The sequence below is a fragment of the Acuticoccus sp. genome, assembly GCF_965213555.1.
GTDB lineage: Bacteria > Pseudomonadota > Alphaproteobacteria > Rhizobiales > Amorphaceae > Acuticoccus.
This window is the reverse complement of record NZ_OZ243890.1, coordinates 1,394,932-1,417,872: the sequence shown is the minus strand read 5'-3', so window position 1 is coordinate 1,417,872 and position 22,941 is coordinate 1,394,932. Positions and strand designations below refer to the sequence as shown.

Below are 22,941 nucleotides of genomic sequence, written 5' to 3'. Positions count from 1 at the left end.
CCACCTAACCCCAAACCGCTCTAGGAGCGACGCCTCGCCGTCATACCAGGATGTCGATGAACTCGGCGTCGGCGAGGCCGAGGCCCTCCAGGACGAGCTTGCCCCATCGCCCGAACGTCAGCTCCAGCGCACCGTTCACCTCACGCGCTCCCGCGGACAGGTCGGCGAGCGATGGGCGCCGCAGGCCGGTGAGGTCGAGCGCGTCTTCGCCGGGCGCGAAGTCGACGATGACGTCGTGGCCGCCGCGCCTGCCGACGACGAAGACGTCCCGTCCCTGCCCTCCGGCCAGCGTGTCGTCGCCGCGCTGCCCGCCGAGGATGTTGTCGCCGGCGTTGCCGAAGATCGCGTCGTCGCCCCGCGAGCCGGTGGCGCACAGGTCGGCGTCGCCGATGAGACGCGCGTGCTCGACGAAGCGGTGATTCGACAGGACGAGGTCGACCGTTCGGGCCTCCACGACGTCCTCTCCCCCGCGACGCGACTCGTGGATGCGGTCGCCGGGATCGTCGATCCGGTAGAGGTCGTCCCCGCGCCCGCCGTTGAGCGTGTCCGCGCCCGCTCCGCCGTCGAGGGTGTCCGCGCCCCCTCCGCCCCACAGCGCGTTGCGCCCCGAGTTGCCGGCCAGGGCGTTCGCCGCTGACGTGCCGGCGGCGGACAGGTCCCCCTCCCCGGTGAGGCGCGCGTCCTCCACCTCGGAGTAGTGCGCCACGACGAGGTCGATCACGGCACTCGAGATCGCGTCGCGACCCTCGCCGGGAAGCTCGACCACGACATCGCCGTGGTCGTCGACGACGTAGACGTCGTCCGCCGCGCCGCCGACGAGCGTGTCCGCGCCGGCACCGCCGTCGAGCACGTTCCGTGCATCGTTGCCGATGAGGAGGTCGTCGCCGCCACCGCCCGTCGCATCCTCGAGGACGACCCCCGCCGCGATGGTGAGCCCACCGAGGACGCCCTCCACGGACGACACCCTGCCTCCGCCCCCCTCGCACGGACCGAGCGTCGCAGCGCGCATGTCGATGACCGCCGACGCGTGGCCCGGAGCGACGACGGTGTCGTGCCCTCCGGTGTCCCACACCGAAGCGTAGCCGGCGCCGGGACCGGTGGCGCTTGGCAGCATGTACACGTCGTCCCCGGCGCGGTGCGTCCCGTTGGTCCCGTACTTCGCTTGGATCACCGCGATGTCGAGCGGCGCCAGCGTCTCAGCAAAGCCGTAGGCGCTGTCGGTGGACACGCCGTCCGGCCCGTCGAACCACGATGGGTTGTAGCTCATGACCGTGAAGATGCCCTGGTCAAGGCCGCGTCCGAACACCTCGAGCGCCATCACGTCCGAGCCCCCCTCCGCCTCGTGGGGATGGGCGAGGCCGAGGGCGTGCCCGAACTCGTGCAGCAGGGTGGTGAACGCGTAGGACCCCGGGTCCAAGAGGCCGCCCTCGGCGTCCGACCACGACCGCGGATGGTTGTTCAGCCACAGGACCGCCTGGGGCCGCCCCGCTGCCGCGTCCGGTGCGAAGTAGAGCCCCGCGTCGCCGCCGAGCAGCCGGCCCTGGACGAGCACGATGTCCGCGTCCGAGGGGTCGGTCGCCTCACGCACCTCGAGCGCGGAGACGTCCTGGTAGGCAGCGAGGGCTCCGAACACCGCCGCGCGCTCGTAGGGCGACCAGGGCGCCTCGTTGCGCAGCGGTCCGAAGCGCTCGTCCTCGGCGGCGAAGTAGACGGACAGCTCGGGCGCCGGGAGCGCCGTGCCGGCGTCGATCGCCCGCAGCGGGTCGGGATCGTCGATCGTGTGGGCGGTGAGCCGGTAGCCGCCGTGGCGCCCGAGGAGGGTGGAGGCGGGTGCGACGTAGTACGTCGCCGCAGCCGCGCTGTAGAGGATCAGTTCAGCCGCCCCGCCGTCGATGCCCGAGCGACTGGCCACCACCGCGCCGTCCGCGTCGTGGATTGCGAGCGCGGGCGCGGTGAGCCTGCGTCCCAGCACAGGCGTTGCGGACAGCTCGAAGCGCGTGAATGCGTTGGCAGGGACGTCGACCGCGAACCAGTCTTCGTCCCAGGGGTCGTCGATGGCGCCGTCGGCGGCGCCTCCGAGGTCGAGGCGTCCGGCGGTCTGCGGCGTCTGGCCGACGTCGGGTGGCGCGTCATCGAGCGGTGCCGGACCAGCGCTCGCAGGCACCGGTGTTGGGCCGACGGACAAGAGCACCGCAGGTTCGTCGAGCGCCGTGCCGGGTGAGCGGTCGCTCGGCACGCTTTCCGCTCGAACCTTACTCGCGTCCCACTCAGTCCCCATGCCGGTTCCTCGCGCTGCCCCACCGTCGTGCGCCGCGGGGGGAAGTGCCCAACGCTGCGCGCGAGGCATTATACTACGCCGGCCTTGGTATCACCATAGTTCAGCCTTCGTTGGGTCTCGGTAGATCAGCGGCCGGTCACATCTGCGCGGTGATCTCCCGCTCGCCGGAGAACGTGCGGCGCTCAGCTTCGGGGCGCAGGACGGCGCGGGCGGCGCGGCGGCGGCCGTAGCGCGAGCGCCGTCCGACCAGCGGCGAGCCCCTGCGCCGGGGGGAGGGGCGCTCGGCGAGCACCACGCCCAATGCGGTGAGCTCGGCGTGCACCGTCCCGTCCGCCTCCACCGCGATGAGCGGCAGGTCGAGCGCCTTCGCCCAGGACTGCCACTCGCGGGCGATGGCCGCCGCGTCGGTTCCCGTGGACAGCGGGATCGACAGGCGCGGGTTCTCGTGCAGCAGTGCGAGGCCGAACACCGGCTCCACCTCGCCGCGCTGCACGGTGCAGGCAACGCCGCGGAAGGCGGACCGGCGGGACGGGGCGGCCCCCGCAAGGGCCTCGGCGGGCCGCACCGTTGCAGCCTCGCGTGCCCCATCCACCGCCTTGCGCTCGCGAGCTGACCGGATCGGGGACCGCGCGGGTTGCGCAGCCGACGAGCGACCCGCGGGCCCCGTGTCGTTGGCCGCGTTCCAGCGCAGGGCGGCCACGGCCGCGGGACCACTTGACGGCAGGACGACGGCGACAGGCACGGAACCGACGACTTTCATGGGGATGACGCTCTCCGGCGATGACCTCATCGACGCGCCGACCGTAGCGGTTCGCCGTTTGCCCCCTCGCTAAGTCGCCGCCCCCAATCGCCGGACCCGTGTTGACGTCCCCGTAACCAATCGCCGCCGATCGCCGCGGAACGCCTGCCGATCGCCCCGCCGCCTTGCCGCCGCGGTTAAGGGTTCCTACACCACGTCGCATGACCACCGCCCCGACCGTCGCACGGGACGCCGCCCTCGGCGTCGATCCCGAACCCCTCCTGCGCCTCGCCGACGAGGCGCTCGCCGCGGCGACGCGCGCCGGTGCGGACGGCGCGGACGCCGTCGTGCTGGTGAGCCGGGCCACCTCCGTCACGCTGCGCAACGGCACCGTGGAGGAGATCGAGAGCGCCGAGGGCACCGACATCGGGCTGCGCGTCTTCGTCGGCGCCCGCAACGCGCTGGTCGGCGTCGGTGCGGCGCGCGACCTCGCCGCGGCCGCCGAGCGCGCCGTCGCCATGGCGAGGGCGGCGCCGGAGGATGAGAGCGTCGCGCTCGCGCCCGCGCGACTGTTGGCGGACGCGGCACGCTCCCCATCCCTCGACATCGACGACGGCACGATGCCGGACGCGGACGCGCTGGTTGAGCGCACGCGCGTACTGGAAAAGGCGATGGGTACCGTCCCCGGGTTACCAACTCCAACGGCGTCTCGGCGAGCGCGCGGCGGGCGATCCGGGCCTTCGCGACCGCCGAGGGGTTCCGCGCCGCCTACGCCACCACGACGCACAGCCACGTCGCGAGTGCCGTCGCCGGTGATGGGACGCGCATGGAGCGGGACTACTGGGCGAGCGTGCGCCGCCACCTTGCCGACCTCGCCCCCGCCGAGGAGGTCGGACGCATCGCAGGCGAGCGCGCGGTGCGCCGGCTCGACGCCGAGCAGCTCACGACGCGCAGGGCGCCGGTGCTGTTCGAGCCCCGCGCGGCCTCGGGCTTCCTCGGCCACCTCCTGTCGGCGGCGAACGGCGCGGCCGTGGCGCGCGGCGCGAGCCTCCTCGCGGACCGCCGCGGCACGAGGGTGCTCGCCGAGGGCATCACCGTGCGCGACGACCCGACGGTGGAGCGTGGCCTCGCCTCGCGCCCGTTCGACGGCGAGGGGATCGCAAGCGCTCCGGTGGACCTCGTCGTCGACGGCGTGCTCGCGGCCTTCCTGCTCGACCTTGCCACGGCACGCCGCCTCGGCCTGGAGGGCAACGGTCGCGCCTACCGCGGCACCGGGGCACCGAGCCCCTCGGCGACCAATGTCGCGGTCACCGGCGGCGCGGGCGACCTCGCGTCGCTGATGCGCGAGGCAGGGACGGGCCTCCTCGTCACGGACCTCATCGGCATGGGCGCCAACATCGTGAGCGGGAACTACAGCCGCGGCGCCGCGGGCTTCTGGTTCGAGAACGGCGAGGTCGTCCGCCCGGTGGCGGAGGTCACCATCGCCGGTCACCTGTCGGACATGTTCGCGGCGGCACGCTTCGGCGACGATGCGCCGGGCCTATCGGCCGTCGACGCCCCCTCGGTGCTCGTCGAGGGGCTGACCATCGGTGGACGCTGACGAGGACGACCTTGCCCTCCTCGTGGAGGCCGTCGAGGCGGGCGGCGCGGAGGCGCTGCGCCGCCCCGGGCCGGACGTGCGAACCTGGAACAAGGCCGACGGCAGCCCGGTGTCGGACGCGGACCTTGCCGTGAACGGGCTCCTGCGGGGACGGCTGACGGCGGCGCGGCCGGACTACGGCTGGCTGTCGGAGGAGGACGGCCCCGCGAGCGGTGCGTCGGCGCGCACCTTCGTCGTCGACCCCATCGACGGCACGCGCGCCTTCCTGCGCGGCGAGACGGCCTGGACCGTGGTCGCCGCCGTGATCGAGCACGGGCGCCCCGTCGCTGCGGCGATCCTGCGCCCGGCCTACGGCACGCTCTACACCGCCCGGCGCGGATGGCGGGGCGCGGCGCAACGGCCAGCCGATCGCCGTCTCGGCGCGGTGTCAGCTTCCCGGGGCGCGGGTCGCCATGCCCGGGGCGGTCTACCGCGATGCGGGGCTGCGCGAGGCGGGCGTCAGCCGGGCCGACAACGTCGCCTCCCTCGCCCTGCGGCTCGCCAAGGTGGCGAGCGGTCGGCTGGACGCGGTGCTCACCAAGCCCGGGCCGCACCACTGGGACCTTGCGGCCGCCGACTTGATCGTGCACGAGGCCGGCGGAACGCTGGGCGGGCTCGACGGCCGGACGCTCGACTACGCCGCGCCCGCAACGGCGCACGGCCCGACGGTGGCGGGACCCGCAGCCCTGGTCGCGGCGCTGCGGGCGCACGCGGCCGAGCACGTCGGTTAGGCACCAGCGCGAACTTCGAGAAGGACAACGGACTGCGACGATGGCTGAGACGGCGAGCAGCGAAAAGCAACTCCTTCACCTCGTGCTGGGCGGCGAGCTCGCCGACCTCAAGGGCATCACCTTCCGCGACCTCTCGAAGGTCGACATCGTCGGGATCTATCCGAACTACGCGACCGCCCATCGGGCCTGGCAGGCGAAGGCGCAGCAGTCCGTGGACAACGCCCACATGCGCTACTTCATCGTGCACCTCCACCGCCTGCTCGATCCGGAGACCGACCGCGCCCCATGAGCGCGGCGCCCTGGCCGCTGTACGGCGCGGCCGGACGCCTCGCCGCCCCCTTAGCGGCGCTCTACCTCACGCGCCGCGCCGCCCGCGGCCGGGAGGACACGGCGCGGACGGCCGAGAAGCGGGGTGTGGCTTCGCACGCCCCGTTCGATGCGCCGCCGGTGTGGCTCCACGCGGTGAGCGTCGGCGAGGCGGTCGCGGGCCTCGCCCTCGCCGAACGGCTGGTGCCGTCCTCGCCCGTGCTCCTCACCACGGCGACGCCAGGCGCGGCGGCGCGCGTCGCCCCAAGGCTGTCGCCGAGGCTCGTCCACCAGTACGCGCCGCTGGACGCGCCGCCCTTCGTCGAGCGCTTCCTGGCGCACTGGCGACCCCGTGCCGCCGTGTTCGTCGAGGCGGAGGTGTGGCCGACGACGCTGTTCGCCCTCGCCCGGCTTGGCGTCCCCCGCGCGCACGTCAACGCGCGCCTGTCGGACCGATCATACGCGCGGTGGCGCCGGGGCCTGCGGCTCGCGAAGCCGCTGTTCGGCACCATCGACCTGGCGCTCGCGCCGTCCGGCATGCAGGCGCTGCGCTTCGCGAGCCTTGGCGCCCGCGAGGCGGTGGTCACCGGGAACCTCAAGTTCGATGCCGAGCCGCCACCGGCCGACGCTCACGCGGTGGCCGAGCTCGTCCGTGCCGTAGGCGATCGGCCCGTGTGGCTCGCGGCAAGCACCCACCCGGGGGAGGAGGAGGTCGTGCTCAAGGCGCAGCGGCGCATCGCCGCTGTCCGGCCCGACGTGCTCACCCTCATCGCGCCGCGGCACCCAGAGCGCGGCGCCGCGGTCGCCGAGCTCGCCGCGGCGGCGGGGCGGGTCACGCGCCGCAGCCGCGGCGAGCCGCCCGATGGGACGATCCACGTGATCGACACGCTCGGCGAGCTCGGCACGCTGTACAGCGCCTGCGACGTCGTCTTCCTGGGCGGATCGCTGGTGCCGTGCGGCGGGCACAACCCGGGCGAACCCGCGGCGTACGATGCGGCGATCCTCACCGGACCGTCCCACGGCAGCATGCTCGCGCCCTTCCTCGACCGGGGCGCCGCGCGCGTGGTCGCGGACGCGTCCGGCCTCGCAGCCGCCGTCCTGGAGCTCCTCGACGACCGCGGCGCGCGCGCCGCGATGGGCGCGGCGGCGCGCCGGACGCTCGAGGCCGAGCGCGGCGCGGTGGAGCGGACCATGGCGCGGCTCGGACCGTGGCTCGACGGCGCCGGTTGAGGGCGCCGGCGTTCTGGTGGACCGCGCCGGGGCCGGCCGCCGCTGCGCTGGCCCCCATCGGCTGGGCGGTGGGCGCCGTCGCAGCCCGCCGCCTGGCCGCGCCGCCGCGCGAGCGGCTCGCCATCCCGGTCGTCTGCATCGGCAACCCGACGGTGGGTGGCGCTGGCAAGACGCCGGTGGCCATCGCCGTCGCCCGCACCCTCGCCGAGGTGGGCCGCTCACCCGTCTTCCTCACCCGCGGCTACGGCGGGTCGATGCGCGGCCCCGTCCTGGTCGCGGGGCACGACGCCAGCGAGGTGGGGGACGAGGCGGTCCTCCTCGCCGCCGCAGCGCCGACCGTTGTGTCGGCGGACAGGGCGGCGGGCGGCCGCCTCGCCTCGCGCCACGGCGACGTCGTCGTCATGGACGACGGGTTCCAGAACCCTCAGCTCGCCAAGGACTGGTCCGCGCTGTTGATCGACGCGACGGTGGGCCTCGGCAACCGCAGGGTCACGCCGGCGGGCCCGCTGCGGGCGCCCCTGCGAGCCCAGGCGGCTCGTGCCGATGCGGTGGTCGTCGTCGAGGGGGACGACCCGGACCGCGCGCCGCTCCCAATGCTGCCCCTGCCGACGTTCCGCGTCCACCTTCGCGCGTCGTGCGACGTGGCGCTGGAAGGCCAGTCCGTCACGGCGTTCGCGGGCATCGGCCGGCCGGACAAGTTCTTCGCCAGCGTCGCGGCACTCGGCGCGGACGTCGTGGCGACGCGCGCCTTCGCCGACCATCAGCCCTACACCGAGCGTCAGGCCGGAGCCCTGCTCGCCTCCGCCGGGCAGCCCGTCACGACCCGCAAGGACGTCGTCCGCCTCGCCGCTGGCGGACCGCTGGCGCGCCGCCTCGCCGAGGTCGCCGCGGTGGTCGACGTGGTCGCGGTGCTCGATCCTGCGCTGGTCGAGGCCGTCCGCCGCGTCGTGGAACGCCGGCTCAGCGGACGCGGCGGCTGACGAAGGCCTGGTGCGCGGCAGTCGCGTCGGCGTAGGCCTCCTGGTCGTCGACGCTCCAGTAGCGCAGCTCGGCGAGCGGGATCGGCCGGCCGGTGACCGCGCAGCGCACGAAGCTTCCGGGCGACAGGACCTGGAAGTCGCCGTCGAGGTAGCGCAGCTTGGCCTCTGCGCCGGGTCCGCCGGCCCTGAGGTCGTGCCGGTTCACTGGGTGGGCGCGGGGTAGAGCCGCTTCAGCACGCGGAAGTGCTCATCCGCCTGCACCTTCATGACCTGACGCATCTGCCGTGCGGTGTGGTCGACGACCTCTTGTGGCATGATGTTGAGCGGCAACCCGGTCGATTGGGCGAGCACCTGCTGCCGGGCCGCACGCTCCAGGTAGTAGAGGTCGTCGAACGCCTCGGCGACGGAGGGGCCGCACACCGTGACGCCGTGGTGGGCGAGGAAGAAGACGTCCGCCCCGTCGTCGGCCCGGGCGGAGGCGGCGATCGCCGCGCCCTCCTCCTCGTCGAGCGCGAGGCCGCCGAAGGCCTCGACGTAGGCGAGGCGTCCGGCGAACCGGCAGGCGGTCTGGTGCGCCATCTCAAGCTGCCCGCCCTCGACCATGGTGAGGGCCGTGCAATGCGGCATGTGGGTGTGCATCACCGCGGCGTGGCGCGGGTTCGCCCGATGCGCCGCCACGTGGATGTGCCGCGCGGTAGCCTCCACCTCGCCCTCGCCGTCGATCACGCGGCCGTCGCCGTCGATGAGGAGGAGGTGGTCCGGCCGCATCTCCGACCAGTGCACCCCGTACGGGTTGATGAGGTAGCGCTCCTCCCCGCCCGGCATGGCGAACGAGAAGTGGTTGCAGATGCCCTCGTTCAGCTCCATCGCCGCGGCGACGCGGAGCGCCGTGGCGAGATCGTCTCGGGCGGTGTCGAGTTGCGTGCTGTCCATGGGCGGACGCTAGGTCCAGTCGGGGGCGGCCGCAAGCACCGAAGGTCGGCGCTCACGCGGCCTGTTCGACGGCATGCGCCCTCAGGTGCTCCAGCTCCACCTCGTCAAGCGCGCGCTCGTGGCACGCCTCGAGGAACACGGGCGGCGCGACCCCTGCGAGGCGCGCCTCCTCCCAGCGCGAGGCGCACAGGCACCATCGGTCGCCGGGCGAGAGGCCCGGGAAGCTGGAGCGCGGCGTCGAAAGGTCGTTGCCACGCCCGGCGGTGAACGACAGGAACTCCTCGCTGACCACCGCGCAGACGGTGTGGCTGCCGGGGTCGTCGGACCCCGTCTCGCAGGAGCCGGAGCGGGTGTACCCGGTCATCGGCGTGCAGCCGCACACCGTCAGGGGACCGCCCAGCACGTTCTGGCTCATGATCGCCTCCATGGACGCCACTCAAAACCTCCGCGACGGCCGTCCGCTGGCGCCGTGCGCGTCGACCTGAGCTATGGCGCTGAAGCGGAGCGACAACCGACGGATCACGCGAGCAGCGGCGCGAAGAAGTCCCTGATCAGCGGCGCGGCGAGGCCGGGCGCGTCGGCGGTGATCGTGTGCGTCACGTCCTGAAGTTCGTGGTGCGGCACGTCGTGGGCCTCGAGGAAGGCACGCGTCGCGTCCGGCACCGTGCGGCGCGACCAGACGTAGCGCGTCGGCAGGCCCCGCGCGGCGAGGCCGGCCATGGCATGGCCGAAGGCGTCGCCCTCGCTGCGGCGCTTCGCGTCGCGCCCCAGCGCCCAGACCGTCGCGGGGTCGCACAGCGCGAAGGAGGCCGCCCAGCGCCGTCGCGACGGGTCGTCCGCTGCGCGGTGGAACGCCCGCCCGCCGAGCGCGGTGACGAAGTCGTCCGCGGTGGCGTGGTCCGCGGCGCGACCCGAAAGGTACGCGTCCTCCGCGGTGAGGTTGCCCTCCAGCGACATCAGCGCGGCGACGCGCTCAGGCTCGGCGGCGACGAGGTCGAGGGCGACGGTCGCGCCGATGGAGTGCGCCAGGAGGCCGATCCGCCGGTCCGGGGCGAGGGTGGTGGCGACCTTGCGGGCCGCCTCCGCAAGGCCGGCGATGGTGGGTTCGGCGATGGGTGGCGAGGCGCCGGACCCGGGCAGGTCCGGCGCGAGGATCTCCAGCGGGCCGAGGTCCTGCGCGGCGAGCGGGGCGAACACGCGCCCGTCGTCGCCGAACCCGTGGAGCGCGAGGACGGGCGCGCCGCCGGGCCGGCCGAGCCGGCGCACCAGGACGTTGCCCGCGAGCGCCAGGCGCACGCTCATGCGCGGAGCGTCCTCAGGCCTCGGTCCCGCCCACCGTCATGGCGTTGATGCGGATCGTCGGCTGCCCGACGCCGACGGGGACCCACTGGCCCGCCTTGCCGCAGGTCCCGACGCCGTCGTCGAGCGCCATGTCGTTGCCGACGGCGGCGATCCGGGTCAGCGCGTCCGGCCCGTTGCCGATCAGCATCGCGCCGCGCACGGGCTCGGCGACCTTGCCGTCGCGCAGGCGATACCCCTCGGTGCACGAGAACACGAACTTGCCGCTCGTGATGTCCACCTGCCCGCCGCCGAACGCCACCATGTAGAGCCCGTCCTTGACGCCGGCGCGGATCTCCTCGGGGTTTTGGTCGCCGCTTTTCATCACGGTGTTCGTCATGCGCGGCATGATGGTGTGGGCGTAGGACTGGCGACGCCCGTTGCCCGTGGGGGTCATCCCCATGAGCCGGGCGTTCTGCCGGTCCTGCATGTACTGGACGAGCCTGCCATCCTCGATGAGCACGGTCTCGTTGGTCGGCGTGCCCTCGTCGTCCACGGTGAGCGAGCCGCGCCGGTCGGGCCGCGTGCCGTCGTCCACCACGGTGACACCGGGCGCGGCGACCCGCTCGCCCATCAGGCCGGCGAACGCGCTCGTGCGGCGCCGATTGAAGTCGCCCTCCAGGCCGTGGCCCACCGCCTCGTGCAAGAGGATGCCGGGCCAGCCCGGGCCAAGCACCACGTCGAAGGTGCCGGCGGGCGCCGGTGCCGCGTCGAGGTTGACGAGGGCGCGGCGCAGCGCCTCGTCGACGGCGGCCTGCCAGGTCCCGTCGGCGATGAAGCGGGCGTAGGGCTCCCGGCCGCCGGCTCCGGTGGTGCCCGTCTCCATCCGCGTGCCGTCGCCGACCATGACCGTGACGTTGAACCGCACGAGGGGACGGCGGTCGGTGATGAGCTGTCCGTCCGGCCGCAGGATCGCGACCTCCTGCCGCTCGGCGGCGAGGGAGACGGACACCTGCCGCACCCGAGGGTCGCGCCCGCGAGCGTAGGCGTCGATGGCGGCGAGCAGCGCGGCCTTCTCGGCAAAATCAGGCGCCTCGATGGGGTCGATGTCGGCGTAGAGCCGGCGGTTGGTGCCGGCGGGCGCGACGTCGAGCGTCCCTTCGCGGTTGCGCGCCACCACGGACACCGCGTCCGCGGCGCGGCGCAGCGCCGCCTCCGACACGTCCGAGGCGTGCGCGACGGCGACCGCCTCGCCGGCGACGGCGCGCAGGCCGAAGCCGTCCGACACGTCGAACGCCGCCGACTTCATGCGCCCGTCGTCGAACACGAGCGTCTCGGACGTGCGGTGCTCAAGGAAGAGCTCGCCGTCGTCGACGCCGGAGAGGGCGTCCGCGACGATCGCCTCGGCGCGGGAGGCGTCGAGGCCGTGCCGGTCGAAAAGGGAGTGCGTCATGGATGCGTCCTCACTTGGTGCACCCCACGTGGCGTGACGCCCGGCGCACGGCAACCGCGGTCCGGCAGCGCCTCACGACGAGCGGGGTTGGCGCGTGCGTGGGGCGGGCGAACGGATGGGGCGCGGTCCGTCGTCCGGCGCCTCCCGTCGTGGCTCCACCGGCGGGGCGAGCCGCGGCGTCGCCCGCCCGCCCGGAGCGCCTTCCTCGGGGGCGGCCTCCGCGCGGTCTACGGCGCTCGGCCGCGCCGGCGGCACGGGCTCGCTGCGCAGCTCCTCGGCTGGCGCGGCGCGCTGCGTCACAGGCTCGACCTTGGCTGTCGCCTGCCGTCGGCCGCGACGCCGACCCCAGAGGACCAGGGCGAGGACGATGAGGAGGAGGACGGCAGCGACCACGCCGGCGGCGTAGGGGAACAGCTCGTCCTCCAGCAGGCGGTCGAGTGGGCTGCGCTCGTCCACCTGGGGGGCGAAGGCGACGGCCTCAGGCCCGCCGGGGCGCTCCACCACGCGGGTGTCCGCCTCGATGGGGGCACGCGGCACGTCGAGGTCGGCGGCGAGGGTGTCCGTGGGAGGGTCCTCCAGCGCGGCGAAGCCCTCGCCGAAGCCGTCCAGCGAGATCGGGATGCCGATCCCCTCCTCCGGCGTCTGGAAGATCGAGAAGGTTGCCGTCTCACCCGCCTGGAAGCGCTGGATGAGGCCGTCGTCGAGCTGCACCTCCGCGACGCAGCCGGACGTCAGGCAGCGCACGAAGCCGGCGAGGCCGACCTCGTTCCCATCGATGGACAGGCCGAGCCCAGGGGGCAGCAGGACGCCGAGCGGGGCAAGCACCCGCAGGATCTGGACCTGCTGGTCCGCGGTGCGCAGGAAGAGCACGCTGAGCGACACGTTGGCCCGGTCCTGAGCCTGGACGTTCTGGATCAGCGCGCACTGCTCGCCGGGTGCCCCGACGTCGCGGTCGCAGCGGATCTGCCAGTCGCCGTGGCGCGCGACGATGCGCCCCTGCGCCGCCGCCGGCGGCGGCACCGCGAGCGCGGCGATGGCGAACGCGGCGAGGAGGAGGGACGTCCGGAGCAGGGCCATACGCAACAGTCCTTGTCGTGCCTCGTCCTTAGCACAGCTTCATCACGCTCCCAGGGGCAAGGATTGCCCATCAGGCGGCAGATCCTGCGAACCAGCCCACCGAGCTCGCCGATCCTTGCCGGCGCCCGGGTCGCGGATCACCTTCCGTTGTAAGGCTGCCGTGGCAAGCCTGTGGCCATGAGCGGCGCGACGGATTAGGAGAAGCACGGAGTGGAGGCACGGTGCGGCGTTGCGCCTTGGCTCCACCCCTCGGTCGCGTGTGGACGCGTCGGCGGGGCGTTGCTAAGTTTCTGGACGTACCGAAATGCGCGGCGGCCCGATGCGGACCGGACCTGCGGTCGGTGACAACCCAACGACCTTGGATGGGGCTGAAGGATGGCAAGGGCGATCGCAGGGGGCCGGCGTACGGTGGGGGCATGGTTCGCCGTCGTCGGCGTCGTGATGGCAGCTTTGTCGCTAGGCGGCGCGACGGGCGCGGTCGCGGCGCAGCCATCGCCGTGGGGGATGTTCTTTCAGGAGCCTGCGACGGAGATCATGGGCCAGATCGCCTGGTTCGAGATTTACTCGCGCGGCATCCTCTTCCTCGTCACAATGACGGTGTTCGGGCTGCTCGTCGCCGTGGTCGTGCGCTACAGGGCGCACCGCAACCCGACGCCGTCGACCACGTCGCACAACACGGTGATCGAGGTGATCTGGACCATCGTGCCGGTCCTCATCCTCGTCGTGATCGCGTTTCCCTCCTTCCGCCTCCTCTACAACCAGACCACCATCCCCGAGCCGGACCTCACGGTGAAGGCCATCGGCAAGCAGTGGTTTTGGAACTACGATTACATGGACGAGGAGCTCGAGGCGCTGCCGATGATTTCCTCCAACATGCTGAACGAGGACCAGCGGCGCGAGCGGATCGAGACGTACAACCTCGCGGACGCGGAGGCGCCGCGCCTCCTCGCCACGGACTACCCGCTCGTCGTTCCCGTGGACGCGGTCGTCCACGTCCTGACGACGTCCGAGGACGTCAACCACGCGGTCGCGGTGCCCGCCTTCGGCATCAAGGCGGACGCGGTCGGCGGCCGGCTCAACGAGACGTGGTTTCGGGCGACCGCGCCGGGGGTGTACTACGGGCAGTGCTCCGAGCTGTGCGGTCGGAGCCACGCCTTCATGCCCCTCGAGGTCCACGTCCTCGAGCCGGAGCGCTTCGAGGAGTGGGCGGCGCTGGCGGTGGACGACCTCGACGCGGCACAGGACCAGCTCATCCGCTGGCACGCAGAGCGCAACGACCTCGTGGATGGTGGCCCTGAGGTCGCCTCGCGTTAGGGGTGGATCGCCTCGACGGTGGCGACCGCGCACGGGCGCCTTCGCCGCGAGCGCTTCGAACAGAACGGTCGTGGGCCGAGCGTCGGCCCGACGAGGCTAAAGCAATGATGGTGGGGCTTGCCCCATACACGGTGGGAGAAGGCTGATGGCCTACGCGGCGGCGGACCACGCACACGATCACCCGACAGGGCTGAAGCGTTGGTTGTTTTCGACCAACCACAAGGACATCGGGACGCTCTACCTGCTGTTCTCAATCTTCGCGGGCTTCGTCGGCTTCGGGTTGTCCGTGGCGATGCGCATGGAGCTGCAGGAGCCGGGCCTGCAGATCTTCCAGAACCCGCACATGTACAACGTGTTCACCACGAGCCATGGCCTCGTCATGGTCTTCTTCATGGTGATGCCGGCGATGATCGGCGGGTTCGGCAACTGGTTCGTGCCGATCATGATCGGCGCGCCCGACATGGCGTTCCCGCGCATGAACAACATGTCGTTCTGGCTGCTGGTGGCGAGCTTCCTGCTGCTCATCACCTCGCTGTTCCTGCCGGGCCCTGCCGGCGGTGACGGGTTCGGGGGGGGCTGGACGATCTACCCGCCGCTGTCGACCACGGGGAACCCGGGACCTGCGATGGACTTCGCCATCCTGTCCCTGCACGTGGCGGGCGCGGCCTCGATCCTTGGCGCGATCAACTTCATCACGACGATCTTCAACATGCGCGCGCCCGGCATGACGCTGCACAAGATGCCGCTGTTCGTGTGGTCGCAGCTCGTGACCGCGTTCCTCCTGCTCCTGTCGCTCCCGGTGCTCGCCGGCGCGATCACCATGCTGCTCACCGACCGCAACTTCGGCACCGCGTTCTTCGACCCGGCGGACGGCGGCGATCCGGTGCTGTTCCAGCACCTATTCTGGTTCTTCGGGCACCCTGAGGTCTACATCCTGATCCTGCCGGGCTTCGGCATGATCAGCCACGTGGTGGCGACGTTCTCCAAAAAGCCGGTGTTCGGCTACCTTGGGATGGCCTACGCCATGGTGGCGATCGGCGTCGTCGGCTTCGTCGTGTGGGCGCACCACATGTACACCACCGGCCTGTCGCCCGACACGCAGGCGTACTTCACCTTCGCGACCCTCGTCATCGCGGTGCCCACGGGCATCAAGGTGTTCTCCTGGATCGCGACGATGTGGGGCGGCTCGGTGGAGTTCAAGACGCCCATGCTGTGGGCGTTCGGCTTCATCTTCCTGTTCACCGTCGGCGGCATCACCGGTGTGCAGCTCGCCAACGCCGGCCTCGACCGGGCCTTCCAGGATACCTACTACGTCGTGGCGCACTTCCACTATGTCCTGTCGATGGGTGCCGTGTTCGCGATCTTCGCAGGCTGGTACTACTGGTACCCGAAGATCTTCGGGCACACCTACAACGAGGTGCTCGGCAAGCTGCACTTCTGGCTGATGTTCATCGGCGTCAACGTTGTCTTCTTCCCGCACCACTTCCTCGGACTGCAGGGCATGCCGCGGCGGTACGTGGATTATCCCGACGCGTTCGGTGGCTGGAACCTCGTGTCGTCCATCGGTGCCTACATCACCCTCGCTGCCATGGTGGTGTTCATCTGGAAGGTGGTCGACGCCGTCGTGCGCAACCGGAAGGCGGCGGACAATCCTTGGGGGGTGGGTGCGACCACGCTCGAGTGGACGCTGTCCTCTCCGCCGCCCTACCACCAGTTCGAGACGCTGCCGCACGTGCGCTGAGGCGGCGGCAGGTTGCAGCGACGGTCGTCGGCGTCCTAGGGCGTGCGGCGGCCCTGGGGCGACGGCCGAACGGCGCTTGAGAACGAAGGACGGGACGACGCGATGACGGTGCGGGACGGCGAGACGTTGGTCATGGTGGGAGCGGGTCCACGGGATTACGTGGACCTCTTGAAGCCGCGCGTGATGTCGCTCGTCGTCTTCACCGCCTTCGCGGGGATCGTGTTGGCCCCCGGTGGCATGCACCCGGTCCTCGCGCTCGTCGCCCTCCTCGCCATCGCGGTGGGGGCCGGCGCATCGGGCGCCCTCAACATGGGGCTCGACGCGGACATCGACGCGGTGATGTCGCGCACCGCGAGCCGCCCCGTGCCGTCGGGCCGGGTGACGCGCGAGGCGGCCCTCGGCTTCGGCACCGTCCTCGCCGCGGGCTCGGTGATCCTCCTCGCCCTCGCGACCAACTGGGCGGCGGGCGCGCTCCTTGCCCTCACCATCGCGTTCTACGTCGTCGTCTACACCATGTGGCTGAAGCGGCGGACGGCACAGAATATCGTCATCGGCGGCGCCGCCGGGGCGCTGCCGCCCGTGGTCGGCTGGGCGGCCATCACCGGCGACGTCACGTTGGAGCCGATGGTGCTGTTCGCGATCATCCTCCTGTGGACGCCTGCGCACTTCTGGGCGCTCGCCATCTTGAAGCGCGACGACTACGCGAGGGCGCGCGTCCCCATGCTGCCCGTCGTCGCCAGCCGACGCACGACGAGCGCGCACGTCCTTGCCTACGCCGTGCTCACGGCGTTCGCCGGCGTCCTCCCCGCCGCGCTCGGCTTTGCGAGCCTCGGCTACGCCGTCGTCGCCGCCGGGCTCGGCGGCTGGCTCGTCCACCGCGCCGTCGCGCTCCATCGGGCCGGCTTGGACGCCGAGCGCGCCGCGGCCGGGCGCGTGTTCGGCGTCTCCATCCTCTACCTGTTCGCGCTGTTCGGAGCGCTGGTCGCCGACCACCTTCTAAGGGGGATGCTGTGATGGCCGAGCGGCGCATCCCCGCGGACGCCGAGCGCCGGCGACGCCAGCGGCAGCGCTCCCTCGCCATCGGGGCGGCGCTCGTCGCCCTCGCCGTCGTGTTCTACATCATCACCATCATCCAACTGGGGTCGAGCTCGGGAGCCGTGTCATGACCTCCACCCCGACGCCGTCGCGCCACGTCAGGGTCGCTGCCGCCTGCGCGCTGTTCGTCTGCGTCATGGTCGGCGCGGCGTTCGCCTCCGTGCCGCTCTACGACCTGTTCTGCCGCGTGACCGGGTTCGACGGGACGCCGTCCCTTGCCACCGTGGACGTGGTGCCTGGGCTCGAGGTCGGCGAGCGCGAGGTCACCATCCGCTTCGACGCCAACGTCCAGCCCGAGCTGCCGTGGGAGTTCCGTCCCGTCCAGCGCAAGATGACCGTGCGGGTCGGCGAGGTCGTCACCGCGCACTACGACGTGACCAACCTCACGGACGAGCGGACCGTCGGCTCCTCGGTGTTCAACGTGACGCCGTTCCAGGGCGGCGGCTACTTTACCAAGATCGACTGCTTCTGCTTCGAGGCTCAGCCCCTCGGCGCGAACGAGACGCGCAGGATGCCGGTGGTGTTCTACGTGGACCCTGAGTTCGCCGAGGACGCCGACGCCGACGGAGTGAGCGTCATCACGCTGTCCTACACGTTCTACAAGGCTCGCGGGACGGGGGCAGGCTGAGGCTTCACCGCGACGCCGGGCTGTGGCACCAGGGCGCGTCGCGGGAAGTTGGAGCGCCTTCGGGCGCACGCGACCGGCAACGTATCCACGACACACTGCGCTGCGGAGAGGGACACCCATGGCAGGCGCCGCCAAGCCGAACCACGACTACCACATCCTCGACCCGAGCCCCTGGCCCATCGTCGGGTCGGTCGGCGCCTTCGTGATGATGTTCGGCGCCGTCGCGTTGATGCGCTGGAACTCCGGCTCCTCGCTCGAGGTCGGCGGCGTCGACGTCGCCGGCTACGGTCTCTTCGCCGTCGGGCTTGCCATCGTCGTCACCACGATGATCGGCTGGTGGACCGACACGACGCGCGAGTCCCTGCGCGGCGACCACACGCCGGTGGTGAAGCTGCACCTGCGCTACGGGATGATCCTGTTCATCGCGTCGGAGGTGATGTTCTTCGTCGCTTGGTTCTGGGCCTACTTCGACGTCGCGTTGTTCCCCGACGTCATCCACCAGCCGGCACGGCTCGAGCAGACCGGTGGCGTGTGGCCGCCGGAGGCCATCGAGACGTTCGACCCGTTCCACCTGCCGCTGTTCAACACGCTCATCCTCCTGCTGTCGGGGACGACGGTGACCTGGGCGCACCACGCGCTGCTCGAGAACGATCGCGAGGGCGTCCTGTGGGGGCTCGTGGCGACGGTCGGCCTCGGGGCGCTGTTCTCCGTCGTGCAGGTCTACGAGTACACCCACGCCACCTTCTCGTTCTCCGGCTCGATCTACGGCGGGCCGTTCTTCATGGCGACCGGCTTCCACGGCTTCCACGTGTTCGTCGGCACCGTGTTCCTGGCGGTGTGCCTGTGGCGGGCGTATCAGCAGCAGTTCACGGCGCAGCGCCACTTCGGCTTCGAGGCGGCCGCCTGGTACTGGCACTTCGTCGACGTCGTCTGGCTGTTCCTGTTCATCGCGATCTACGTGTGGGGCGCGAGCCCGGTCACGCACTGACGGGCGGCCGCGGCGCCGTGCTGCGCCGCGCGCTCCTCGGCGTCGTCATCCTCGCAGCGTTCGCGATCCTCGTCGGCCTGGGCACCTGGCAGCTCGAGCGCCTCGCCTGGAAGGAGGAGCTGGTCGCGGCGGCGCAGGAGCGCCCGAACGCTGCGCCCGTGCCGGCGCCCGGTCCCACGACCTGGGACGACCTCGCCATCGTGGACTGGCAGTACCGCCGCGTCCGACTTGCCGGCCGGTTCGGTGAAGGCGACGCGTCCGTGTGGATCGCGCTCACCGAACCACGCGGACCGGTGGGTGGGCCCGGCGCCATGACGATGGCCCCGTTCGTCACCGCGGAGGGGTGGACCGTCCTCGTCAACCGCGGCTTCGTGCCGGATGGCGCCGTGGGCGCGTCGCCGCCGGCGGGTGTCGTCACCGTCGAAGGACTGGTGCGGCCCGACGACCCGCCGAGCTTCGCGACCCCCGAGCCGGACCTTGCACGGAACCTGTTCTACGCCCGCCACATCGACGCGATCGCGCGGGCGCTCGGCGTGTCGGGTCCCGTCGCGCCCTACCAGGTCGACCTCGTCGCCGAGGAGACGCCGGCGGGCGGACTGCCCCAGGCGGGCGAGAGCCGGGTAAGCTTCACCAACAACCACCTGCAGTATGCGCTGACCTGGTACGGCCTCGCCGCCGCGCTCGTCGGGGTGGTTGGCGTCGCGCTCGTGCGCCGCCGGTCGGTCAGAAGTTGAGCGCGCGGTCGACGTCCGACATCGGCGCGGCGTCGGCGAGCGCCGCGCGGGCGTCGAGGCTGTCGGCGTCCATCTGCCTCATCAGGGCATCCATGCCGTCGAACCTCAGCTCGGGGCGCAGGAAGCGCTCCAGGGCGACGCGCATCGTGCGTCCGTAGAGGTCGCCGGACCAGTCGAACAGGAACGTCTCGAGGAGCGGTGCGCCGTTGTCGAAGGTCGGCCGCCGCCCGAAGCTTGCGACGCCGTCGTGCCACGTGCCATCCACCATCGCCCGGACGGCGTAGATGCCGTGGCGCAGTCCGTTCGCCGGGGCGAGCCCCTGGTTGGCCGTCGGGTAGCCCATCTGCCGGCCGCGCTTTTCGCCGTGCACCACCTCCCCGGTGACGGCGTAGCGCCGGCCGAGGAGGGCCGCCGCCCGCCCGAGGTCGCCCTCCGCGAGGTGGTCGCGGATGCGGGTGGAGGAGACGACGCCGTCGTCGGCGAACGCCCGCACGACGTGCGTGGCGAAGCCGAGCGCCGGCCCCTCGCGCGCCAGCATCGCGCCGTCGCCGCGCCGCTTGGCTCCGAACGAGAAGTCGTGGCCGACCACCACCGCGCGCGCGCCGAAGCGGCCGGCGAGGACGTCCGCCATGAAGGCCTCGGCCGACAGCGCTGCGAGCGACGCGTCGAACGGGACCACCACCGTGGCGTCGAGACCCAGCGCGGCGATGACGCGCGCCTTCTCCCCGGCGGACGTCAGCCGGAAGAGCGGGCGGCCGGAGAAGAAGGTTCGCGGATGGGGCTCGAACGTCAGCGCGACCACCGGGCGAAGCCGCTCCAGCGCCCGGGCGAGGACGGCCTGGTGGCCGCGGTGGACGCCGTCGAAGTTGCCGATGGCGACCGTGCCGCCGCACAGGACTTCCGGCAGCTCGTCCATCGCAACCGGGCGCGCTTCGCGCGGGTCGTCGCGTCCGGTCGAGGCGGCGGCGAGGGTGCTCACCACGCCAGCCGTGGGGCGTAGTGCGCCACCGACAGCCCCTCGCGGGCGAGCCGCTCCGCCACCTTCGCCGCGTCCGGAGCGCCGGGATCGCCGAAGTCCTCGGCGTGGATGCCGCCGGTGACGAAGAGCGCGTCAAGCCCCTCGTTGTCCGCGCCACGGATGTCGGTGGGCAACCCGTCGCCGATGACGAGGACGCGCGTCGCGGACGGCGCCCGCTCCGCCACTGCGGCGAGGGCGGCGCGGTAGATCGGCGGGTGCGGCTTGCCGAACTGGCGCACCGTCCCGCCCGCCGCCTCCACCAGCGCGGCGAGCGCGCCGGCGCAGTGGACGAGGCGATCGCCGCGCTCCACGACGATGTCAGGGTTGGCGCAGACGACGGGCAGGCCGCTCGCCGCGACCTCGTCCATCAGCGCACGGTAGTCGTCCGGCGTCTCGGTCTTGTCGTCGACGAGGCCGGCGAGCACCACCATGTCGGCGCGGTCCACGCCGTCGACGAGCGCCATCCCGTCGGCGTAGAGCCCGAGGTCGCGATCCGCGCCGACGTGGAGCACGCGCTCGGCACCGGCCTCGACGAGGTGACGGCGCACCACGTCGCCGGAGGAGACGATGGCGTCGAACGCCTCGCGGGGCGTTCCGATGGCCGCGAGCTGCTCGGCGACGGCGCCCGATGGGCGCGGCGCGTTGGTCATCAGGATCACCGGCCCGCGCTCGCGGAAGCGCCGGAGGGCGTCGGTGGCCGCCTCGTGGGGTGACAGGCCGTCGTGGACGACGCCCCAGACGTCGCACAGGATCGCCTCGTAGTCGCCGGCGATGGCGGACAGGCCGGACAGCGGCGAAGGCGGCATGGACGGAACCCCTTCGGGGCGACGAACTGTGGACGGGTCGGGCGCGGGCGCGCACGGCGGCGCTGTCCCGCCGGGCTGGCCTAGCGCAAACCGGCCACGCGTCATAGACCCGCTGGCGGGCGCGCGTTGCGCGGGTGTCGGAAGGGGAGCCTGTGGGCGAGGCGGCGAGGGGCGGCGAGGCGCGGCGTGCGGCGGCGGTGCGCCGGCTCGACGACCGCCTGGTCGACAAGATCGCCGCCGGCGAGGTCGTCGAGCGCCCTGCGAGCGTCGTCAAGGAGCTCGTGGAGAACGCCCTCGACGCGGGCGCGAGTTGGATCACCGTCACCACCGAGGCGGCGGGGACGGCGCTGATCCGCGTCGCCGACGACGGGCACGGCATCCGCGCCGACGAGCTCGCCCTTGCGGTGGAGCGGCACTGCACCTCCAAGCTCGCCACCGCGGCGGACCTTGCCGCGATCCGCACCATGGGCTTCCGCGGCGAGGCGCTCCCCTCCATCGGCGCCGTGGCGCGGCTGACGCTCACCACGCGCCACACGGACGACGACGGTGGTGCGGCCATCACCGTGGACGGCGGCCGCGCCGGGCCCGTACGGCCCGCCTCGCGCGCGACGGGCACCACCGTTGAGGTGCGCGACCTCTTCCATGCGACGCCGGCGCGGCTGAAGTTCATGAAGTCGGAGGGCGCCGAGGCGGCGGCCGTCGCCGACACCGTGCGCCGCATCGCGCTGTCGGCGCCCCACGTGGCGTTCACCCTCGTCCAGAACGGCAGGACGCGGGAATGGGCGGCGGGCAGCGCGGACGAGCGGGTGCGCGACGTCCTCGGCGCCCCGTTCGGCGACGAGGCGATCCACCTCGCAGCGGAGCGGGATGGGCTCCGCCTCACCGGACGCCTGGGTCGGCCCACCGAGGGCCGCGCCACCGCCCAGGACACGCACGCCTTCGTCAACGGCCGCGTGGTGCGCGACCGGCTGGTCGGCCAGGCGATCCGCGCGGGCTACCAGGACGTGCTGGCCCGCGACCGCCACCCGATGGCCGTCGTCTGGATCGCGGTCGACCCCGCCGCCGTCGACGTCAACGTCCACCCTGCGAAGTCGGACGTGAGGTTCCGCGACGCCCAGGCGGTGCGCGGCGCCATCGTGTCGTCGATCCGTCGGGCGCTGGCGTCCGCGGCGCCGAGGGGGGCGCGGTCCATCGCCGAGGCGGCGGTCTCGGCGCTGGCGCGCTCGGCGTTCAGCCCGAGCCGCGACGTCCCCGAGGGGCTCGCCGAGGCCGCGGCGCCGTTCGTCCACACGCGTCCCTCGACCGCGCGGGTGGTGCCGCTGCGGCCCCGCCCCTCCCCCGAGTTGCCCCCCGCGGCGCGCGCGCCGTCCCTCACGTCCGCGGAGGACGCAGCGTTCCCCCTCGGCGCCGCGGTGGCGCAGGTCCACGGCAACTACATCGTGGCGCAGACCGAGGACGGCCTCGTCCTCGTGGACCAGCACGCCGGGCACGAACGCATCGTCTACGAGGCGCTGAAGGCGGCGGCCGCCTCGCGCACGCCGCCGTCCCAGGGGCTCCTCATCCCTGAGGTGGTGGAGCTTGCGGCCGAGGACGTCGACCAGCTCGCCGCCGAGGCCGAGCGGCTCGCCGCGTTCGGCCTCGTGCTGGAGCCGTTCGGTCCGGGCGCGGTGGTGGTGCGGGCAACGCCGGCCGTCCTTGGCACCTTCGACGTGGCGCGCCTCGTGCGCACGCTCGCCGACGAGGTCGCGGCGTGGGGCGCGTCGGAGGCGGTGCAGGCGCGGCTCGACCGGGTCGCCGCCACGCTGGCGTGCCACGGCTCGGTGCGCTCGGGCCGCGCCCTCAAGGTCGACGAGATGAACGCGCTGCTGCGCCGGATCGAGGCGACGCCGTCGGGCGGGGAGTGCAACCACGGGCGTCCGACGTTCGTCAGCCTGTCGCTCGCTGACATCGAGCGCCTGTTCGCCCGCCGCTGA

23 protein-coding genes and 2 pseudogenes are annotated in these 22,941 nt (G+C 72.8%); 15 read left to right on the top strand and 10 right to left on the bottom strand.

The window, feature by feature from the left end:
- Positions 1-40 precede the first annotated feature (40 nt).
- The gene (locus tag ACOOE8_RS06930; RefSeq protein ID WP_420394100.1) at positions 41-2,236 is read right to left on the bottom strand and encodes a M10 family metallopeptidase C-terminal domain-containing protein; all 2,196 of its coding nucleotides are present in this window, start codon (positions 2,234-2,236) and stop codon (positions 41-43) included.
- Between the two features lie 178 nt (positions 2,237-2,414).
- Positions 2,415-2,870, bottom strand: coding sequence for a DUF6101 family protein (locus ACOOE8_RS06925; RefSeq protein WP_420394099.1), 456 nt, complete (start codon positions 2,868-2,870; stop codon positions 2,415-2,417).
- Positions 2,871-3,238: 368 nt separating this feature from the next.
- Between ACOOE8_RS06925 and ACOOE8_RS06920 the strand changes: the two are divergent.
- The 7 genes and pseudogenes from ACOOE8_RS06920 to lpxK form a co-directional block, all read left to right on the top strand.
- Positions 3,239-3,481: pseudogene (locus ACOOE8_RS06920) on the top strand (PmbA/TldA family metallopeptidase); the annotation flags it as partial.
- Between the two features lie 266 nt (positions 3,482-3,747).
- The gene (locus ACOOE8_RS06915) at positions 3,748-4,617 is read left to right on the top strand and encodes a TldD/PmbA family protein (RefSeq protein ID WP_420394650.1); all 870 of its coding nucleotides are present in this window, start codon (positions 3,748-3,750) and stop codon (positions 4,615-4,617) included.
- Positions 4,607-4,936: pseudogene (locus tag ACOOE8_RS06910) on the top strand (inositol monophosphatase family protein); the annotation flags it as partial. The gene ACOOE8_RS06915 and the pseudogene ACOOE8_RS06910, both read left to right, overlap by 11 nt.
- Positions 4,937-4,943: 7 nt before the next feature.
- Positions 4,944-5,387, top strand: coding sequence for an inositol monophosphatase family protein (locus tag ACOOE8_RS06905; RefSeq protein WP_420394649.1), 444 nt, complete (start codon positions 4,944-4,946; stop codon positions 5,385-5,387).
- A 40-nt stretch (positions 5,388-5,427) separates the two neighbouring features.
- The gene (locus ACOOE8_RS06900; protein WP_420394098.1) at positions 5,428-5,676 is read left to right on the top strand and encodes a DUF4170 domain-containing protein; all 249 of its coding nucleotides are present in this window, start codon (positions 5,428-5,430) and stop codon (positions 5,674-5,676) included.
- Positions 5,673-6,923, top strand: coding sequence for a 3-deoxy-D-manno-octulosonic acid transferase (locus tag ACOOE8_RS06895; RefSeq protein ID WP_420394097.1), 1,251 nt, complete (start codon positions 5,673-5,675; stop codon positions 6,921-6,923). Before ACOOE8_RS06900 ends, ACOOE8_RS06895 begins: the two co-directional genes overlap by 4 nt.
- Positions 6,920-7,903, top strand: a complete 984-nt coding sequence (lpxK, locus tag ACOOE8_RS06890) for a tetraacyldisaccharide 4'-kinase (RefSeq protein WP_420394648.1) — start codon at positions 6,920-6,922, stop codon at positions 7,901-7,903. The genes ACOOE8_RS06895 and lpxK overlap by 4 nt, the downstream gene beginning before the upstream one ends.
- On the opposite strand, the gene ACOOE8_RS06885 is transcribed toward lpxK, so the two are convergent.
- From ACOOE8_RS06885 to ACOOE8_RS06860, 6 genes are all read right to left on the bottom strand, one after another.
- The gene (locus ACOOE8_RS06885) at positions 7,884-8,108 is read right to left on the bottom strand and encodes a DUF2093 domain-containing protein (protein WP_420394096.1); all 225 of its coding nucleotides are present in this window, start codon (positions 8,106-8,108) and stop codon (positions 7,884-7,886) included. The two genes, lpxK and ACOOE8_RS06885, sit on opposite strands and share 20 nt — an antisense overlap.
- Complete coding sequence (locus ACOOE8_RS06880; RefSeq protein ID WP_420394095.1) at positions 8,105-8,836, bottom strand: aldolase; 732 nt, start codon at positions 8,834-8,836, stop codon at positions 8,105-8,107. The genes ACOOE8_RS06885 and ACOOE8_RS06880 overlap by 4 nt, the downstream gene beginning before the upstream one ends.
- Positions 8,837-8,888: 52 nt before the next feature.
- Positions 8,889-9,251: a DUF2237 family protein gene (locus ACOOE8_RS06875; RefSeq protein ID WP_420394094.1), complete on the bottom strand. Its 363-nt coding sequence runs from the start codon at positions 9,249-9,251 to the stop codon at positions 8,889-8,891.
- 104 nt (positions 9,252-9,355) lie between these two features.
- The gene (locus ACOOE8_RS06870) at positions 9,356-10,138 is read right to left on the bottom strand and encodes an alpha/beta fold hydrolase (RefSeq protein WP_420394093.1); all 783 of its coding nucleotides are present in this window, start codon (positions 10,136-10,138) and stop codon (positions 9,356-9,358) included.
- A 13-nt stretch (positions 10,139-10,151) separates the two neighbouring features.
- Positions 10,152-11,567: a TldD/PmbA family protein gene (locus ACOOE8_RS06865; protein WP_420394092.1), complete on the bottom strand. Its 1,416-nt coding sequence runs from the start codon at positions 11,565-11,567 to the stop codon at positions 10,152-10,154.
- A gap of 72 nt (positions 11,568-11,639) precedes the next feature.
- Positions 11,640-12,644, bottom strand: a complete 1,005-nt coding sequence (locus ACOOE8_RS06860; RefSeq protein WP_420394091.1) for an invasion associated locus B family protein — start codon at positions 12,642-12,644, stop codon at positions 11,640-11,642.
- A 375-nt stretch (positions 12,645-13,019) separates the two neighbouring features.
- Here ACOOE8_RS06860 and coxB point away from each other — a divergent pair, with 375 nt between their 5' ends.
- The 7 genes from coxB to ACOOE8_RS06825 all read left to right on the top strand — a co-directional run bounded on the left by coxB (position 13,020) and on the right by ACOOE8_RS06825 (position 19,144).
- Complete coding sequence (gene coxB, locus ACOOE8_RS06855; RefSeq protein ID WP_420394090.1) at positions 13,020-13,958, top strand: cytochrome c oxidase subunit II; 939 nt, start codon at positions 13,020-13,022, stop codon at positions 13,956-13,958.
- 145 nt (positions 13,959-14,103) lie between these two features.
- Positions 14,104-15,699, top strand: a complete 1,596-nt coding sequence (ctaD, locus tag ACOOE8_RS06850) for a cytochrome c oxidase subunit I (protein ID WP_420394089.1) — start codon at positions 14,104-14,106, stop codon at positions 15,697-15,699.
- Positions 15,700-15,801: 102 nt separating this feature from the next.
- Complete coding sequence (locus ACOOE8_RS06845; protein WP_420394088.1) at positions 15,802-16,713, top strand: heme o synthase; 912 nt, start codon at positions 15,802-15,804, stop codon at positions 16,711-16,713.
- Complete coding sequence (locus ACOOE8_RS06840; protein ID WP_420394087.1) at positions 16,713-16,865, top strand: hypothetical protein; 153 nt, start codon at positions 16,713-16,715, stop codon at positions 16,863-16,865. The genes ACOOE8_RS06845 and ACOOE8_RS06840 overlap by 1 nt, the downstream gene beginning before the upstream one ends.
- A complete protein-coding gene (locus ACOOE8_RS06835; protein WP_420394086.1) occupies positions 16,862-17,422 on the top strand; it encodes a cytochrome c oxidase assembly protein in 561 nt (186 codons plus the stop codon). Before ACOOE8_RS06840 ends, ACOOE8_RS06835 begins: the two co-directional genes overlap by 4 nt.
- A 118-nt stretch (positions 17,423-17,540) precedes the next feature.
- Positions 17,541-18,410: a cytochrome c oxidase subunit 3 gene (locus tag ACOOE8_RS06830; RefSeq protein WP_420394085.1), complete on the top strand. Its 870-nt coding sequence runs from the start codon at positions 17,541-17,543 to the stop codon at positions 18,408-18,410.
- Complete coding sequence (locus ACOOE8_RS06825; RefSeq protein WP_420394084.1) at positions 18,383-19,144, top strand: SURF1 family protein; 762 nt, start codon at positions 18,383-18,385, stop codon at positions 19,142-19,144. The genes ACOOE8_RS06830 and ACOOE8_RS06825 overlap by 28 nt, the downstream gene beginning before the upstream one ends.
- Here the strand turns inward: ACOOE8_RS06825 and ACOOE8_RS06820 are convergent.
- Together ACOOE8_RS06820 and ACOOE8_RS06815 are read right to left on the bottom strand one after the other, a co-directional pair.
- Positions 19,134-20,060, bottom strand: a complete 927-nt coding sequence (locus ACOOE8_RS06820) for a bifunctional riboflavin kinase/FAD synthetase (RefSeq protein WP_420394647.1) — start codon at positions 20,058-20,060, stop codon at positions 19,134-19,136. The genes ACOOE8_RS06825 and ACOOE8_RS06820 overlap by 11 nt on opposite strands.
- Before the next feature lie 59 nt (positions 20,061-20,119).
- The gene (locus tag ACOOE8_RS06815) at positions 20,120-20,968 is read right to left on the bottom strand and encodes a TIGR01459 family HAD-type hydrolase (RefSeq protein WP_420394083.1); all 849 of its coding nucleotides are present in this window, start codon (positions 20,966-20,968) and stop codon (positions 20,120-20,122) included.
- Between the two features lie 152 nt (positions 20,969-21,120).
- Here ACOOE8_RS06815 and mutL point away from each other — a divergent pair, with 152 nt between their 5' ends.
- Entirely contained in the window at positions 21,121-22,941 is a 1,821-nt protein-coding gene (gene mutL / locus ACOOE8_RS06810) for a DNA mismatch repair endonuclease MutL (RefSeq protein WP_420394082.1), read from the top strand.